The organism is Bacillus cereus group sp. BfR-BA-01356 (assembly GCF_022663635.1).
Lineage (GTDB): Bacteria > Bacillota > Bacilli > Bacillales > Bacillaceae_G > Bacillus_A > Bacillus_A cereus.
The window spans coordinates 1-15,589 of the sequence record NZ_JAKUFX010000045.1 but is presented as its reverse complement, the minus strand read 5'-3'; the positions used below and the strand labels follow the sequence as shown (position 1 = coordinate 15,589).

Here is a 15,589-nt window from a genome sequence, read left to right as displayed (position 1 = left end):
AGGGGGGTGTGAACATGGCTCGAATGTCGAAAAAGAAAAAGATTGAAATGTTAGATGTAGCAAGGGATGAAGAACGAAATAGAATCATAAAATTATTGACTGAAGATGACAATTTCACACCTTCCTTAGAACCATTAATTGATAATTATTTAGATGCTTTTATCATTTATAAAACGATGTTTGAAGAATGGAAAGCCGATGGTTTTGCTCCTACAAAAACGCATAAAAACAAGGCTGGTGCAGTAAATGAAATGAAACATCCGCTCGCTCAACAAGTTGAAACCTGGAATGATAAGAAGAATAAAATGTTAGAAGCTCTAGGGATGACGAATAAGGGAAAAAGTGTACAAAAGACACCTAAAAATGCAGGGAATATTCAATCTAATGAGCCTAAAGACGAATTAGCAGCTCATCGGAATAAATGGCGGAAAACCCAATGATTATTACATCAGGCGTTAACTATGCTGATAAGTATGCGAATAACGTCATGCGTAATAAAAAGAAGTACCCGAAGTCGATCATTCTTGCTGTAGAACGTTATAAGAAGTGGAAAAAGCGTAAAGATATTTGGTTTGATGTAGATCGAGCGAATGAAATGTTAGATTTCGTTCAATCGTTCATCCGTCATGTTAAAGGACCACTTGCAGGTCAATTGATGGAATTAGAGCTTTGGGAAATGTTTGTTTTTGCGAATATGTATGGTTGGTATCATAAAAACGAAAAAGGAAAAACAGTCCGTGTTATTCGTGAATCATATGTTCAAGTGCCAAAGAAGAACGGAAAAACTATTATCGCAGCAGGTGCATTGCTCTATGCTATGTATGGAGAACTTGAACTTGGAGCGGATTGTTATTGTGCGGCATCAGATTATGAACAAGCGCAAAATGCAGCTGAACCAATTGCACAAGCGATAGAGAACTCCGAACCTCTGGCACGGCATACACAAATTTATAAAGGTGTGAATGGAACAGTTAGTGGTGCTATGTACCGATATAGCATCAATGGAATTGCATATCAAAATAAATTCAAAGTATTAACGAAAAACACGAAGGGTCTTGAAGGAAAGAACCCTTATTTTGTGTTAAATGACGAGCTCCATGCACAGGAAAATATGGACATGTATGATAACTTGAAGTCAGCGCAGATTTCTCGTGAACAACCGATAATGCTTAATATTTCAACAGCTGGTAAGGGTGCTTCATCTGTCGGTATGCGTGTTTATAAGTATGCGAAATTTGTTTTGGAAAATGACGATGACGATTCTTTGTTTGTTGCAATCTGGGAGCCAAATAAAAATTATGATTGGGAAGATCGTAAAGTTTGGGAAATGGTTAACCCGAATATTGGTGTTTCCGTTACAATGGAAACACTTGAAATTGAGTTCAAAAAGGCGAAACAGTCTGCACATTCAAAAGCTGAGTTCCTTTCCAAACACTTAAATGTTTTCGTAAATGGTGCTGATAATTATTTTGAGCATGATCAAGTACAACATGTTCTTGTGGAAGATTTGGGTGATCTTACAGGTGAAATTTGTTATTTAGGATTGGACTTATCGAAAACAACAGATTTAACATGCGTAAGTTTAAATTTCCCTTCACATGATGAGGAAGGAAGGTCAATTATAAAAGTAAAACAGATGTATTTCCTTCCTAATGAGAATATTGATTTTAAAGAAAAAGAGGATAATGTTCCATATACAGATATGGTTGAACGTGGTTTTGCTACTTTTTGTGATGGGAAAATGATTGACCAGGATCAAGTTATGGAATATATCGTTGAATGTATGGATTTGTACGATGTGCAACAAATAAACTATGATCCAGCAATGTCCCAAAAGTTAATAGAGAAGCTTGAAAACCTCGGTTTAGAATGCATTGCAGTAAATCAGTATCCAAACGTTATGAATGCAATGCTTGACGATTCAGAAATACTAATTTATGAAAAGCGTTTAATTACAGACAATCCTTTATTTGTTTATTGCGCCCTTAATGTTGTAGTAGTAACAAATATTAACGGAATGAAAGCCCCAAGTAAGCGACAGTCCAAAAAGAAGATTGATGGATTTGTTGCTTTTTTAGTTGCTCATAAAGAAACGATGATGGTTATGGATAGCATAACAGAGGAAGGTATGGATGAATTGATTGGTGATATTTATCGATAGAGAGGCGGTGAAAAATTGGGTTTAAGGGATAGATTTTCAAATTACTTATTTAAAAAGGCTGAAAAGCGTGGTTATCTTGATGATGTTTTAGGAAAGAGTATTCGTTATGGTGGTGTGTATGTTACAGATTCAAACATCTTACAATCTAGCGATGTTTACGAGTTGTTACAAGATATCAGTAATCAAATGGTATTGGCTGATATCGTTGTGGAAGATGAATTCGGGAATGAAACTAAAGATGATATTGCACTTCGTATTTTAAAGAATCCGAATGATTATCTTACACAATCTGAATTCATTAAATTAATGACGAATACTTATTTACTCGAGGGAGAAACGTTCCCTGTATTAAATGGTGCTCAAATACATTTAGCTTCAAATGTATTTACAGAGTTAGATGATAATTTAGTAGAGCATTTTAATATTGGTGGTCACGAAATTCCTCCGTTTATGATTCGTCATGTGAAAAATATTGGCGCAGATCATTTAAGAGGAAAAGGCCTTCTTGATTTGGGAAGAGATACACTTGAGGGTGTTATGTCAGCCGAGAAAACTTTAACTGACAAATATAAAAAGGGTGGACTATTAGCATTCTTGTTAAATTTAGATGCCCATATCAATCCACAGAATGGAGCGCAGTCAAAATTAATCAATGCAATTTTAGATCAACTGGAATCAATCGATGAAGCAAGGTCTGTAAAAATGATTCCTCTTGGAAAAGGGTATTCAATAGACACACTTAAAAGCCCGTTAGACGACGAAAAGACCCTAGCATACCTAAATGTATATAAAAAAGATTTAGGTAAGTATTTAGGCATAAATGTGGATACATACACAGAGCTAATCAAAGAAGATATTGAGAAAGCAATGATGTATATCCACAACAAGGCAGTTAGACCAATAATGAAAAATTTTGAAGACCATTTGAGTCTTCTTTTTTATGGTCAAAATTCGGGGAAACGAATTAAGTTTAAGCTAAATATTCTTGATTTTGTTACTTATAGCAACAAGACAAATATCGGTTACAACCTTGTGCGTACAGCTATTACTTCACCTGATAATGTTGCCGATATGCTTGGATTCCCTAAACAAAATACAAAGGAATCACAATCTATTTATATGTCAAATGATATAACCGAAATCGGTAAGAAAGAAGCGGCCGATGGTTCAGTGGAAGGAGGTGACTAAACGTGAAGGGAGATACAATTCATGTTAGTTGTGGAGACATGGACATTAGAATTCATAAGAAAAGTCCTACAATGTTCGATGTGGTAGTTGGAAATTGTAGGACTGGAAATGGCATTTTGATGTGTTCAGTAGAACAAGAGAAGCCTCCCTATTTGTTTTATAAAATTGTTAATCTACGGGTTTATTCAAAAGAGAAATTAGCCATTGGTTCTCCGAATATATTGCTTCAATTGTTATGCTGTAGTCTTGACAACCAGGAAAAGAATAACTTTTGAAACGGATTAAATACTTTGTTTTAGAAATCTGTGAAATGGATTGAAATTTGGCGCGATTTTCAATGTCAATTTCGTCAATAAACGCTAACGTTTTGTGGGCAAACTCAAAATTTTCTTTAAAATCTTTTTCTGTTTGGATAGATAAAATCATTGGGATCACCTCCTTACTCATCAAATGATAGCAGAAAAACTATTTCTAGGAATGAAAGGATGTGAAAATGATGAAAATTGAGGTCCGAGGGAATCAAGTCATACTTGATGGTTACGTAAATGTTGTGGACAGGGAAAGTCGAATGTTGCCTTCACCAAAGGGATATTTCAAAGAGAAAATTGTTCCTAAGACATTTGAAAAAGCGTTAAAGAAAGCAAAGAATGTGGACTTGCTTTTTAATCACAACAAAAATAGAAAGCTTGGTTCTATTGAAAATGGCAATCTGGAATTGTACGAAGACAATATTGGTTTAAGAGCCATCGCTACAGTTACAGATGAACAAATAATTGAGAAAGCAAGGAATAAAGAATTGCGTGGTTGGTCATTTGGCTTTGTTTCTGAAAAAGATTCCTGGGAAGAAGGCGAATCTGGTGTTCAAAAACGATCTATTGAAGAATTAGAACTCTTAGAAGTTTCTATTTTAGATATGACACCAGCCTATGTTGCTACTTCCATTGAAACCAGGGGCGAAAATACAGCCATGATTGAAATGAGAAGTGAAGAAGCAGCTGTAAAAACAGTTGTGGAAGATGATACAGAAGAAAGAAACAATCTTATTAAACAAATAAAAAAAGTTTTGGAGGAAAATTAACATGAATTTAAAAGAAATCTTAAACGCATCTTTAACAAGAACGAAATCTCGATTAGCAGAATTACAAGGGAAAGTAGAAAAAAATGAAGTTCGTTCAGAAGAATTAGCAGCAATTAAAGCTGAAGTAGAAGCATTAACAAAGGAAGTACAAACTATCACTGATGAGTTAGCAAAATTAGAAGCGGAAGAAAAAGGAGAAGATCCGGACAAAAAGAAAGATGAAGATCCAGATAAAAAAGAAGACCCAGCAGCAAAAGAAAATCCGAATGAAAAAACGGAACTGTCAGAAGAACAACGTTCAGCTATTTCAGCATCTATCGCAGCAGCTCTTTCTACTAAAGGTCATCGTGCAAACAAAGAAACAGAAATTCGTTCCGTATTTGCTAACTACATTGTTGGTAATATTGATGAAAAGGAAGCCCGTGCATTAGGGTTAGTGACTGGTAATGGTTCTGTTACGATTCCAGATTTCTTGAGTAAAGAAATTATTACGTATGCTCAAGAAGAAAACTTCTTACGTCGATTAGGAACAGGAGTAAAAACAAAAGAAAATATTAAGTATCCTGTTTTAGTTAAAAAGGCAGAAGCACAAGGTCATAAAAATGAGCGAACAAATAATGAAATGCCAGAAACGGATATCGAGTTCGATGAAATCGAATTATCACCAACGGAATTTGATGCACTGGCTACAGTGACGAAAAAATTATTAGCACGTACAGGTTTACCGATTGAACAAATTGTTATGGATGAGCTGAAAAAAGCTTATGTTCGTAAAGAAACGCAATATATGGTGAATGGCGATGAAGCTAATAATATAAATGATGGTGCATTGGCAAAGAAAGCCGTTGAATTTAAAACGGATGAAAAAAATCTCTATGATGCATTAGTAAAAATGAAAAATACACCGGTTAAAGAAATTCGTAAAAAAGCAAGATGGGTGTTAAATACAGCAGCACTAACAAAAATTGAAACAATGAAAACGGATGATGGTTTCCCATTACTTCGTCCATTTAATCAAGCAGAGGGCGGCATTGGTTATACATTATTAGGCTTCCCTGTTGAGGAAGAAGATGCAATTGATATCCCTGATTCACCAGATACACCAGATACACCAGTATTCTATTTCGGTGATTTCTCTAAGTTCTATATTCAAGATGTTATTGGATCACTAGAAGTACAAAAGTTAGTTGAGTTATTCTCACGTACAAACCGTGTAGGCTTCCGTATCTGGAACTTACTAGATGCTCAATTAATTCATTCTCCATTTGAAGTTCCAGTTTATAAGTATGTTTTAAAAGCTTCTACTGGGGCTTAATATGGATGATTTAATTGAGAAATTAAAATCTCATATTCATTGGGAAGAGGGTATGGATGATTCTATGCTCTCTTTTTATATTAAGCAAGGTCAACGATATGTAAAAAAAGCATGTGGAAGAGAAGTGGAATACCTGGTCATTATGTGTGCAGGTATTTTTTATGAATATCGTGTAGCTGAAAAAGAATTAGAACAAGCTTTGGATGCTTTGACACCATTCTTTGTCCAGGAGGTTTATGATGCCGAGGAGGAAGACGAATAAACTCAAATGGATGGGTGATTTACTCAAATTAGGAGAGACGATTGACCCAGTAACAGACCGTGTTGTGATGGGATATCCATTAGAACGGAAAATTCGATATAACAACATTGGAGTTACGGCCACTGATAAATTCACAACAAAAGATACGAATGAAATTGTAAAGAAAATTGAAGTTCGTATTGATCGTGACATTGAAAACAATCAAAAGAATTATCGCGTAAAAGTTGGTGGCCGTATTTATAACATTGAACGCATTTATGTAAAAGAAGAAGACCGATTGATGGAGGTGTCACTATCGTATGCAAATTAATTTTGAACAGTTGCGAAGTCTTATGAAGAAATCTGGTATTCCAGTTTCTCGTGATAGTGCTCCTACAGGGGGAGATTACCCTTATATTGTGTATGAATTTGTGAATGAGCAACATAAGAGGGCTTCTAATAAGGTTCTAAAAGATATGCCACTTTATCAAATTGCAGTTATCACAAATGGAACTGAAAAAGATTATGAACCATTAAAGGCTGTTTTTAATGAAGTAGGCGTGTCTTATTCTCAGTTTGATGGAATGGGTTATGACGAGAATGACGACACTATCACGCAGTTTATAACGTATGTGAGGTGTATCCAGTAATGGCTTCAAATAACAATGGCTTTGCTGAAGCTTTAGAAGATATCAATACGCTATTACGGGTGAATAAAAAAGTAAGTTTGGATGTGTTAGATGAAGCAGCCAAGTATTTTGCAGCAGAATTAAAAAAGCGTATTAAAATGTCGGATAAGAACAAGCGAGTACATTTAAAAAATAGCTTGAAAGTCGTTGTAAAGAATGATCATGTATCTGTGGAATTCGAAGATGCAGCATGGTATTGGTATCTAGCTGAACATGGCCATAAAAAAGCGAATGGAAAAGGTCGAGTGAAAGGTCTACATTTTTCTCAGAATACCTTTGATGCAGAAGGTGACAAAATTGCTGATATTATGGCACAAAAAATAATGGATAGAATGTGAGGATGAGACACATGACAATTGAAAATAAAGAAATTCAATATTCCGTAGGGATTGAAGATTTATATCTGTGCTTGATGAAGGGAAATGAAACTTCTAGTGCACTACCAACTTATGAGGATATTGTTTATAGACAAACGAATATTTCTGATTTAACGATTTCCACTACTTCTACTAATTTTACAAAGTGGGCATCTAACAAAAAAATTATTAACATTGTCAAAAATACAGCGTTTGGATTAGCTTTTAACCTTGCTGGTCTAAATCGTGAAGTAAAAGATAAAATCTTTGCAAAAACACGTAAAAAAGGTGTGTCTTTTGAAACAGCGAAGGCGAAGGCGTATCCAAAGTTCGCAGTAGGGGTTGTATTCCCTTTAAATGATGGAACAAAAATATTACGTTGGTACCCAAAATGTACAGTTGCTCCAGTAGAGGAATCTTGGAAAACACAAGGTGATGAAATGACTGTGGATGACATTGCTTACACAATTACAGCAGATCCATTGTTATTTAATGATGTAACACAAGCTGAATTGGATACTGGTGATCCAGAGGCAAAAGAAATTAAAGCTGAAGATTTCCTAAAACAAGTAATTTGTGATGAATCTCAACTAGCGCAGCTAGGTGGAACGACTCAAACAGGTAAATAAGGAGGGTAATTATGGCACGTTTAAGTGATTTAGTAAATGTAAATATAACTAGAAATAGCATTAAGATACAAGGTGTCTCAATCCCTGTTATTTTTACTTTTGAATCTTTTCCTTATGTGGAAGAAGCATTTGGAACACCTTATCATGAATTTGAAAAAGAAATGAATGATATGTTAGCTAAAGGTCAATTTAGCCTGGGAGAAAATGAAGCGAAATTGATGCGTGCATTAATTTATGCGATGGTACGTAGTGGTGGTACGGAATGTACATTAGATGAAATTAAAGGTGCCATTCCTATGAATGATTTACCTGACATCTTCATCGTTGTATACGAGATCTTCAGTGACCAAACTTTCCAGAATTCTGATATGGAGAAGCTGAAGCAAGAAAAAAAGTAAAAAACATACTGACTAAAAACGAGGAATCTCAGTCCGAATTGGACTGGGATTTTTATTTTTATGTCGGTAATACGTTGCTTGGTTTAAGTATGGATGACTTCTGGAAAATCACACCTGCACATTTTTTAAAGCAATTCATCATGCATCTCAGATACAACAATCCGGATGCATTACATGAGCAGACACCAAAACAAATCTACACGCTAGATCAAACACCATTCCTATAAGAAATGAGGTGAGAAAATGCCAGGGAATAGTAAAGAAAGGAATGTCGTCCTTAATTTTAAAATGGATGGTCAGGTTCAGTATGCAAATACATTGAAACAAATCAATATGGTTATGAATAATGCAGCGAAAGAATATAAAAATCATATTGCAGCAATGGGCCAAGATGCGACGATGACTGATAAACTTCTTGCTGAAAAGAAGAAGCTTGAAATTCAAATGGAAGCAGCCAAGAAACGTACAGCTATGTTGCGTTCTGAATATCAAGCGATGTCCAAGGACACAAGTACAACCGCTGAACAACTCAATAAAATGTACGGTAAATTGCTAGATGCAGAACGTGCTGAAACTTCTCTTGATAATGCAATGAAAAGAGTGAATGAAGGCCTTTCCGAGCAAGCGATTGAAGCGAGGGAAGCACGCGGAACTTTACTGGATTTACAAGAGAATTCTAAGAAACTTGAAGCTGAACAGAAGCGTTTGACAAGCTCATTCAAACTTCAAAATGCTGAACTAGGTCAAAATGCTAGTGAAGCGGATAAATTGGAATTAGCGCAGAAACAACTACGTCAGCAAATGGAAATGACGGATAGGGTTGTTCACAACTTAGAACAACAATTAAGTGCCGCAAAGCGTGTGTATGGTGAGAATTCTACTGAAGTGCAGCAACTTGAAGCTAAATTAAACCAAGCAAAAACGACGTTAAAGCAATTCGAAAACTCCTTACAGAGTGTTGGGCGGAGTGGTTCACAAGCGGCGGATGGTATGGCGGAAATCAGTAAGAAACTTGATATGAACAATTTAATGGAAGCCGCTGAAGTTCTACAAGGAATATCTGAAAAGTTAATTGAAATGGGAAAGTCGATTGTAAATACAGCAATAGAGTTTGATGGATCACAGAGGAAAATTCAAGCTTCATTAGGATTGACTGGAAAAGGTGCCGAAAACCTTCAAAAGATTGCTGTTGATACTTGGAAAAAAGGTTTTGGTGAAAATCTTGAAGAGGTAGACAATGCACTTATAAAAGTCTATCAAAACATGAGAGATGTTCCATATGATGAGCTCCAAATGGCATCGGAGGATGTTTTAACATTAGCAAAAATTTACGATGTAGACTTAAATGAAGCCACTCGAGGTGCAGGGCAGTTAATGAGTCAATTTGGTTTATCTACACAAGAAACATTTGATTTACTTGCTGCCGGTGCTCAAGAAGGTCTTAATTATTCAGATGAGTTATTTGATAACCTCTCTGAATATGCACCTTTATTCAAACAAGGTGGTTTTAGTGCTCAAGAAATGTTTACGATTTTAGCAAATGGAACAAAAAGTGGTTCGTATAACTTAGACTATATCAATGACCTGGTGAAAGAATTTGGTATCCGTGTACAAGATGGTTCGAAAGGTGTATCAGAAGGATTCGGCGATTTATCTGAAGAGACACAAAAAGTATGGAAGTCATTCAATGAAGGTAAGGGAACTGCAGCGGATGTTTTTAATGCTGTGTTAGGTGATCTTCAAAAGATGGATGACAAAGTAAAAGCAAACCAGATTGGTGTTGCTTTATTTGGCGTGAAATGGGAAGACATGGGCGCTGAAGCTGTACTTAGTTTAAATAATGTACATGGTGGTCTTGGTGATGTAACTGGACGTATGGATGAAATGAAGAAACTTCAGGAAGAATCTTTGGGGCAGCAATTTCAAAAAGCACTAAGAGAAACACAGGCTGCGTTAGAGCCACTTGGAAAGAAATTTGCAGAATTAGCGAAAGATATTTTACCTCCAATTGTTGATGGAGTTAAAGCTGTAATGGATTGGTTTAGTAAATTGTCCGAAGCCGATCAAACGCTTTTAATCGTGATGGGTGCATTGAGTGCGGCGTTTATTATTCTAACTCCAATTGTAGCAGCTCTAGCTGTTTCATTGGGTGCATTGAATCTGGCGTTTTTACCTGTAATAGCTACCATCGCAGCAGTTTCCTTGGTGATAACTGGTATTATCATGTTAATAAAAAACTGGGGTGCCATAACAGATTGGCTTTCTGAAAAATGGTCACAATTTAAAGATTGGTTTGGTGAATTGTGGTCAGGTATAGTTCAGGCATGCAGTGATGGTTGGTCTGCCACAGTTGATTACTTTTCTGGAGCCTGGTCAGATTTTTTAAATATGGTAAATGAGTTCTTTGAACCTATAGGTCAATTTTTCACTGATTTATGGACGGGTATTTCTGATACAGCATCTGAAATTTGGACAGGTATTACTGATTTTTTTTCAGAATCGTGGTCTTCATTCATTGAATTAGCAGATAGTATATTGTCTCCTTTAGGTGAATTTTTCAGTGGATTGTGGACGGGTATTGTTGAAACGGCAACTTCTATTTGGGATCAATTAAAGACAGCTTGGCAAGAAACTTGGAATACTATTGTTACGGTTTTAGATCCAATTATTTCTTTGATTTCTACAGTTCTTGAGGCTGGATGGTTATTAATACAAGCTGGAGCACAAATCGCTTGGGCGGCCATATCTCAATATATTATTCAACCAATTCAAGAAGCGTATGATTGGGTGAGTAAACAAATTGGTGAATTGGTTGATTGGTTAGGTACACAATGGGAAATTGCAAAAGCTGTGGCGCAAGTTGCGTGGGGATTATTTAAGCAATATATCGTTCAGCCAGTCCAAGAAGCTTGGAGTACAACAAAAGAAAAATTCAGTGATTTGATTTCTTGGTTAAGTTCACAGTGGGAAACAGCGAAATCTTATACACTTTCAGCGTGGAATCTAATAAAACAATATGTCATTCAGCCTGTTCAGGAATTGTGGAATGCAACGAAAGAAAAATTGAATGATTTAGCGAATTGGATACTAGGTAACTGGGCCAAAATCCAATCTTATACACTTACGGCATGGAATCTAGTTTATAAATATATCATTGATCCTGTTATTTCAGCTTATAATTCTGCAAAAGAGAAATTTAATGATATGTACAACACAGCACGGGAAAAATTTGATTCAGTCAAAAATGCAGCTCAAGAAAAGTTTGATGCAGCAAAGAGGTTTATCATTGACCCGATAAAAGATGCGGTGGATAAAGTGAAGGGATTCATTGATAAAATCAAAGGATTTTTCAGTGATTTGAAATTAAAGATTCCGAAACCGGAAATGCCTAAAATGCCGCATTTTAGTTTAGAAACTAGCACGAAAAACATTTTAGGGAAAGACATTACGTATCCATCTGGCATTGGTGTACAATGGCGTGCAAAAGGCGGTATTTTTACTAGACCTACAATTTTCGGTATGAGTAATGGTCAGTTACAAGGTGCAGGAGAAGCTGGAAATGAAGCGGTTTTACCGTTGAATAAAAAAACATTAGGCGCGATTGGTGAAGGGATTGCAGCAACGATGTCTACTGAACCAACTGTAATTCATATTTATAATCCTTCAGTAAGGGAGGATCGTGATATCGACCGCATGGTCGGAAAAATAGATGATGCACTGGCTCAAAAAGGACGTAATTCAAAAATAGGAATAGGGAGGACGACTTAATTGTTGGATATAGGAATCGATAATGAATTAGCAAGCAGTTACGGATTAGGTTTAGTAGGTCGTCCAGTGATTCCAACCGCAAAACAAAAGGTAGAACATATAGAAATACCAGGACGACATGGTTCACTTACAAAGAAAGGGACATATGAAAATGTCCCTTTTAAGGTGAAATTTAATATGTTGGAAAGGGAAAATATTAAACCTTTCATAAGACGTGCAAAACCTTGGTTATTACAAGGGAAAACACTTTTTTTCACAGATGACGATGTACATCGGAAGATTAAGCATGTTGAAATGGGAGACATCACAACTGAAATTGAGGAGCATGGTGAATTTGAGGTGGATTTCACACTAGATCCCTTTGAATATACAGAGGATGTAAATCTAAAGCTCACCAAACCTGGTGTAATTTATAATTCAGGTACAATTGAATCTGATCCTAAGTTTTGGATTGTGGGAAACGGTAATTTCCGTATAACAATCAATGACGTCTCTTTTCAAATAAAAGATGTGAATGGTTCTGTTGTCATAGACTCAGAAATACTTGAAGCATATACCGATACCATATCAATGAATAATAAAATGGTTGGGCAGTTCCCTATATTCAACGTAGGAGAAAATACAATAGAGTGGTCAGGAGCAATTCAATTTATGGAAATTCGACCTAGGTGGAGATATAAATGATTACTTTATATAAACCAAATGAAACTGATTTTACACACAATGGTATAGGGGCTTTAGATAAAAATATTTATAACGCAACTGTTGAGGAAGAACTCAATGGTTTATTTTTATTTTCATTTAGTTATCCATTGTTTGCGCCGCATGGTCTGGAAATAGAGGGAATGAGCATTATTAAAGTTCCAACTCCTGATGGCGAACAACTATTTCGAGTGGCAGCGCCTAAAGTCAGTATGGGTGAGATTACAGCACAATGTTATCACATTTTTTATGACTTAACTGAAAATCTAATTGAAGACATTTTTGCTGAAGCAACAAATGGTAATGGAGCAATGAATCGTATGTCAGCAGGATGCCAATATAAGCATCCTTTTCAGTTTTATTCAGATGTACCAAAGATAGCCAGTGCACGTATTGTCCGTAAAAATCCTGTGGAAGCATTATTGGATTCTAGTCAAGACAATTCATTTGTTAATCGTTGGGGTGGCGAATTAAAACGAGATAATTTTGATGTGAAGATGCTACAAAATCGTGGTATGGATCGCGGGGTAGTTATTCGTCATAAGAAAGATTTATTAGGATATGAAGGTAATGTGGATTGGAAAAGTCCCATAACTAGAATCATGCCACAAGGTTTTGATGGGTTATTTCTTCCTGAAAAGTATGTGGATAGCCCACTTATAAATAAGTATCCTCATCCTAAAATTAAAGTGGTTGAATTTAAACATATTAAAGCAGCTATTGGTGAAAATGCTGACGATGAAGATGCAGTTCCGTTAGAAGAAGCATATAGGTTATTACGCCAGGCAGCTAAGGATATGTTTGCTATTCAAAAGGTTGATCAGCCTAAAGCAAGTTATAACGTTAAGTTTCAGGAGTTATCACAAACGGAAGAGTATAAGGATTATAAGCATTTACAGAGTGTTTATATGGCAGATACAGTTACGGTTGAGCATCAAGAAGATGGTATTAATATAAAGGCGAAGGTAATTGCTTATAAATATGATCCAATAAAAAAAGAGTATCTGGATATAACCATTGGTAACTTCAAAGAATCCTTTACGGACGTTTCCGGTAGGGTTGATCTGGTACAAGAAGAGTTATCCAATATGCCAAGTTCTATTTTGGATGCAGCAAAAGCAAATGCTACAAGTCTTATTAATTCAGGATTCGGAGGACATGTTCGTTTTTATCCAGATCGTGTTTTAATTATGGACACGAAAGATGAAAAGAGTGCGAAAAAGGTTTGGCAATGGAACTTGAATGGATTAGGGTATTCTTCCACAGGTGTGAATGGCCCATATGGAACTGCTATTACAAGTGATGGAAGAATTGTTGCGGATTTTATTACTGCAGGTACGTTGAGTGGAAATCTGGTGCAAGGCGGAGAAATAACAGGTTCGACTTTGAAAACATCTAATTCGGCTAATTTTGTAAATATCTCTAAACAATTTATTCGTCTTTATGAATCCTCGAAAGTAAGAGCCTTTATTGGGTATTACAAAAATAGTAGGGGTGAAATACAGCCCACTTTTATTCTAGGTGGTGACTCGGATCAAACAGGTGCAAACGGCGCTATCATGTTGTATCAATTTTCAGATGCAAGTGTTAAGTCTGGTGGAATTGGAATTACAAAAGGACTTGAGGGCAATGGATACTTGAATGCAGCTTCTTTATATTTTTCGCAAACAGGGAATGCCATGCTTGATGCTGACAAAACGATTGTTTTAAATGCGCAAAGTGATATGAGATTTAAAGCCAAAGATCAGTTCCGTTTTTATCGCAATGAAAGTTGGATTGCGAGTATCGGGGTTTCATCTGGAGGAGATACAGATATCATACTTCCATATGCGATGATACGAAATTCAGGTTACGAAAACGGTTATATTCAAATCAAGACAGCTCTTGGATCCTATTATCAAGGAGTAATTGCTTCGGACTTCAAAGTTTCTTCGAAAGAAACATATAAAACCAATATCCGACCTGTTACATCCAGTTTACTTGAAAAGGTAATGGGATGGGAGATTAAACAGTACAATTTGAAAACCGATATTCCAAAACTTTATGAAATGCGTATGAATCGTAAAGAAGGAGAGCCGACAATTACTACAGAGGCAATTCCTACACATTATGGTTTAGTTATTCCAAAAGAATCAGAGGAAAATGGTGTAGGCTTATACGGAATGCTTTCACAATTAACAAGTGCATTTCAAGAGCATGTAACTAAAACTACGGCTAAATTCGAAGAAGTAGAACCGATAAAGCCTAAAGGGAATATAAAACACAGGAACAAAGTAAAACGCCAAAGAAGACCGCCTAGACGCGTGAAAAGGAATAGTTAGAGAGAGGTGTAGTCATGCGAAATGAGGAAATTATTATAGATTTAGCAGATCCTGTGTTTACCAAAACAATTCGTTCGAGGCAAAATGATAAAAACGGATTGAAGATTACTGTAAATGTAAGAGAAAAGGGGCAACTTGTTGATTTAACAGGGTATGCAGTGAAGTACGAAGCGATTAATCAAGTCGGACTGTTCGTCCGGGATGATGCCCAAATAGTTGATGCAAAGAATGGCGTATTTTCATACACATTGTCCTCGCAAGCTGTTTCCACATCGGATGATTGGACAGCTTATTTTGTTATGGAAAAAAGTACAGAACGAATGAGTACACCAGACATTCGGATTACATTAAGACGGGATGTAAAAGAAGGAAACATTAAAATAGAAAACTATATTTCAGAGTTCGATAAGCTCAAGAAACAGATAGATGCTTTGCAACAAGCGGTTGATAAAATGGATGTTGTAAAGCGATCAGGGGGGATAATGACTGGTTATCTAACAATGAGACCAACGCCCGGTTCCAATATCGGAGTTGGATTCAATAGTGAGGATAAGTTATTAGATATCGGTCTTGTAGGAGCCTCGGATGGTCAATTCTATTTAAAAGACTGGAAAAATAATAAAGTGTTGCTTGATAAATCACCTACTGGGGTATTCAATGTTTTTGCTGATAATCTTCTAAAAAAAGCTGGCGACATCATAAATGGATTACTGGAATTTAAGAGCGATAATGCAATTGTATTA

Annotated in this window: 16 protein-coding genes; 15 read left to right on the top strand and 1 reads right to left on the bottom strand. The window is 36.1% G+C overall.

What is annotated here, in order from left to right; genetic code table 11:
• Nucleotides 1-14 precede the first annotated feature (14 nt).
• From MR168_RS16415 to MR168_RS16405, 3 genes are read left to right on the top strand one after another with little or no spacing between them, the layout of a single operon-like run.
• On the top strand, nucleotides 15-440 hold the full coding sequence (locus MR168_RS16415) for a P27 family phage terminase small subunit (RefSeq protein WP_000113444.1): 426 nt from the start codon (nucleotides 15-17) through the stop codon (nucleotides 438-440).
• The gene (locus MR168_RS16410) at nucleotides 437-2,161 is read left to right on the top strand and encodes a terminase large subunit (protein ID WP_086411466.1); all 1,725 of its coding nucleotides are present in this window, start codon (nucleotides 437-439) and stop codon (nucleotides 2,159-2,161) included. Before MR168_RS16415 ends, MR168_RS16410 begins: the two co-directional genes overlap by 4 nt.
• Nucleotides 2,162-2,176: 15 nt before the next feature.
• Nucleotides 2,177-3,349 (top strand): phage portal protein, encoded by a 1,173-nt coding sequence (locus MR168_RS16405; protein WP_086411467.1) that lies wholly within the window; start codon nucleotides 2,177-2,179, stop codon nucleotides 3,347-3,349.
• Nucleotides 3,350-3,517: 168 nt separating this feature from the next.
• Here the strand turns inward: MR168_RS16405 and MR168_RS16400 are convergent, their stop codons facing one another.
• Nucleotides 3,518-3,775 (bottom strand): hypothetical protein, encoded by a 258-nt coding sequence (locus MR168_RS16400; RefSeq protein WP_000603760.1) that lies wholly within the window; start codon nucleotides 3,773-3,775, stop codon nucleotides 3,518-3,520.
• Nucleotides 3,776-3,845: 70 nt separating this feature from the next.
• Here MR168_RS16400 and MR168_RS16395 point away from each other — a divergent pair, with 70 nt between their 5' ends.
• The 12 genes from MR168_RS16395 to MR168_RS16340 form a co-directional block, all read left to right on the top strand.
• On the top strand, nucleotides 3,846-4,427 hold the full coding sequence (locus MR168_RS16395; RefSeq protein WP_000687902.1) for an HK97 family phage prohead protease: 582 nt from the start codon (nucleotides 3,846-3,848) through the stop codon (nucleotides 4,425-4,427).
• Between the two features lies 1 nt (nucleotide 4,428).
• Nucleotides 4,429-5,742 carry a phage major capsid protein gene (locus MR168_RS16390; protein WP_086411468.1) on the top strand — a complete coding sequence of 438 codons (1,314 nt, stop codon included), beginning with the start codon at nucleotides 4,429-4,431 and terminating at the stop codon, nucleotides 5,740-5,742.
• A gap of 1 nt (nucleotide 5,743) precedes the next feature.
• A complete protein-coding gene (locus MR168_RS16385; protein ID WP_000342229.1) occupies nucleotides 5,744-6,004 on the top strand; it encodes a head-tail connector protein in 261 nt (86 codons plus the stop codon).
• On the top strand, nucleotides 5,982-6,314 hold the full coding sequence (locus MR168_RS16380; protein ID WP_140159334.1) for a hypothetical protein: 333 nt from the start codon (nucleotides 5,982-5,984) through the stop codon (nucleotides 6,312-6,314). The genes MR168_RS16385 and MR168_RS16380 overlap by 23 nt, the downstream gene beginning before the upstream one ends.
• A complete protein-coding gene (locus MR168_RS16375; protein ID WP_001166633.1) occupies nucleotides 6,304-6,633 on the top strand; it encodes a hypothetical protein in 330 nt (109 codons plus the stop codon). The genes MR168_RS16380 and MR168_RS16375 overlap by 11 nt, the downstream gene beginning before the upstream one ends.
• Complete coding sequence (locus tag MR168_RS16370; protein WP_000157921.1) at nucleotides 6,633-7,010, top strand: HK97 gp10 family phage protein; 378 nt, start codon at nucleotides 6,633-6,635, stop codon at nucleotides 7,008-7,010. Before MR168_RS16375 ends, MR168_RS16370 begins: the two co-directional genes overlap by 1 nt.
• Nucleotides 7,011-7,021: 11 nt before the next feature.
• A complete protein-coding gene (locus MR168_RS16365) occupies nucleotides 7,022-7,657 on the top strand; it encodes a major tail protein (RefSeq protein WP_000151366.1) in 636 nt (211 codons plus the stop codon).
• 11 nt (nucleotides 7,658-7,668) lie between these two features.
• Nucleotides 7,669-8,055, top strand: a complete 387-nt coding sequence (locus MR168_RS16360; protein WP_086412096.1) for a hypothetical protein — start codon at nucleotides 7,669-7,671, stop codon at nucleotides 8,053-8,055.
• A 243-nt stretch (nucleotides 8,056-8,298) separates the two neighbouring features.
• A complete protein-coding gene (locus MR168_RS16355; RefSeq protein ID WP_086412095.1) occupies nucleotides 8,299-11,823 on the top strand; it encodes a phage tail tape measure protein in 3,525 nt (1,174 codons plus the stop codon).
• Nucleotides 11,824-12,507: a phage tail domain-containing protein gene (locus MR168_RS16350; RefSeq protein WP_000884123.1), complete on the top strand. Its 684-nt coding sequence runs from the start codon at nucleotides 11,824-11,826 to the stop codon at nucleotides 12,505-12,507. It abuts the gene before it with no gap.
• On the top strand, nucleotides 12,504-14,846 hold the full coding sequence (locus MR168_RS16345; protein ID WP_086412094.1) for a phage tail spike protein: 2,343 nt from the start codon (nucleotides 12,504-12,506) through the stop codon (nucleotides 14,844-14,846). The genes MR168_RS16350 and MR168_RS16345 overlap by 4 nt, the downstream gene beginning before the upstream one ends.
• Before the next feature lie 14 nt (nucleotides 14,847-14,860).
• Nucleotides 14,861-15,589, top strand: a 729-nt coding sequence (locus MR168_RS16340; protein ID WP_242291425.1) for a BppU family phage baseplate upper protein, incomplete at its 3' end; no start/stop codon positions are given.

What these genes read in the sequence shown, in the direction of transcription:
- MR168_RS16415 (WP_000113444.1), top strand. Translation starts at nt 15, where the DNA reads ATGGCTCGAATGTCGAAAAAGAAAAAGATTGAAATGTTAGATGTAGCA.
- MR168_RS16410 (WP_086411466.1), top strand. Translation starts at nt 437, where the DNA reads ATGATTATTACATCAGGCGTTAACTATGCTGATAAGTATGCGAATAAC.
- MR168_RS16400 (WP_000603760.1), bottom strand. Translation starts at nt 3,775, where the DNA reads ATGATTTTATCTATCCAAACAGAAAAAGATTTTAAAGAAAATTTTGAG.
- MR168_RS16395 (WP_000687902.1), top strand. Translation starts at nt 3,846, where the DNA reads ATGAAAATTGAGGTCCGAGGGAATCAAGTCATACTTGATGGTTACGTA.
- MR168_RS16390 (WP_086411468.1), top strand. Translation starts at nt 4,429, where the DNA reads ATGAATTTAAAAGAAATCTTAAACGCATCTTTAACAAGAACGAAATCT.
- MR168_RS16385 (WP_000342229.1), top strand. Translation starts at nt 5,744, where the DNA reads ATGGATGATTTAATTGAGAAATTAAAATCTCATATTCATTGGGAAGAG.
- MR168_RS16380 (WP_140159334.1), top strand. Translation starts at nt 5,982, where the DNA reads ATGCCGAGGAGGAAGACGAATAAACTCAAATGGATGGGTGATTTACTC.
- MR168_RS16375 (WP_001166633.1), top strand. Translation starts at nt 6,304, where the DNA reads ATGCAAATTAATTTTGAACAGTTGCGAAGTCTTATGAAGAAATCTGGT.
- MR168_RS16370 (WP_000157921.1), top strand. Translation starts at nt 6,633, where the DNA reads ATGGCTTCAAATAACAATGGCTTTGCTGAAGCTTTAGAAGATATCAAT.
- MR168_RS16365 (WP_000151366.1), top strand. Translation starts at nt 7,022, where the DNA reads ATGACAATTGAAAATAAAGAAATTCAATATTCCGTAGGGATTGAAGAT.
- MR168_RS16360 (WP_086412096.1), top strand. Translation starts at nt 7,669, where the DNA reads ATGGCACGTTTAAGTGATTTAGTAAATGTAAATATAACTAGAAATAGC.
- MR168_RS16355 (WP_086412095.1), top strand. Translation starts at nt 8,299, where the DNA reads ATGCCAGGGAATAGTAAAGAAAGGAATGTCGTCCTTAATTTTAAAATG.
- MR168_RS16345 (WP_086412094.1), top strand. Translation starts at nt 12,504, where the DNA reads ATGATTACTTTATATAAACCAAATGAAACTGATTTTACACACAATGGT.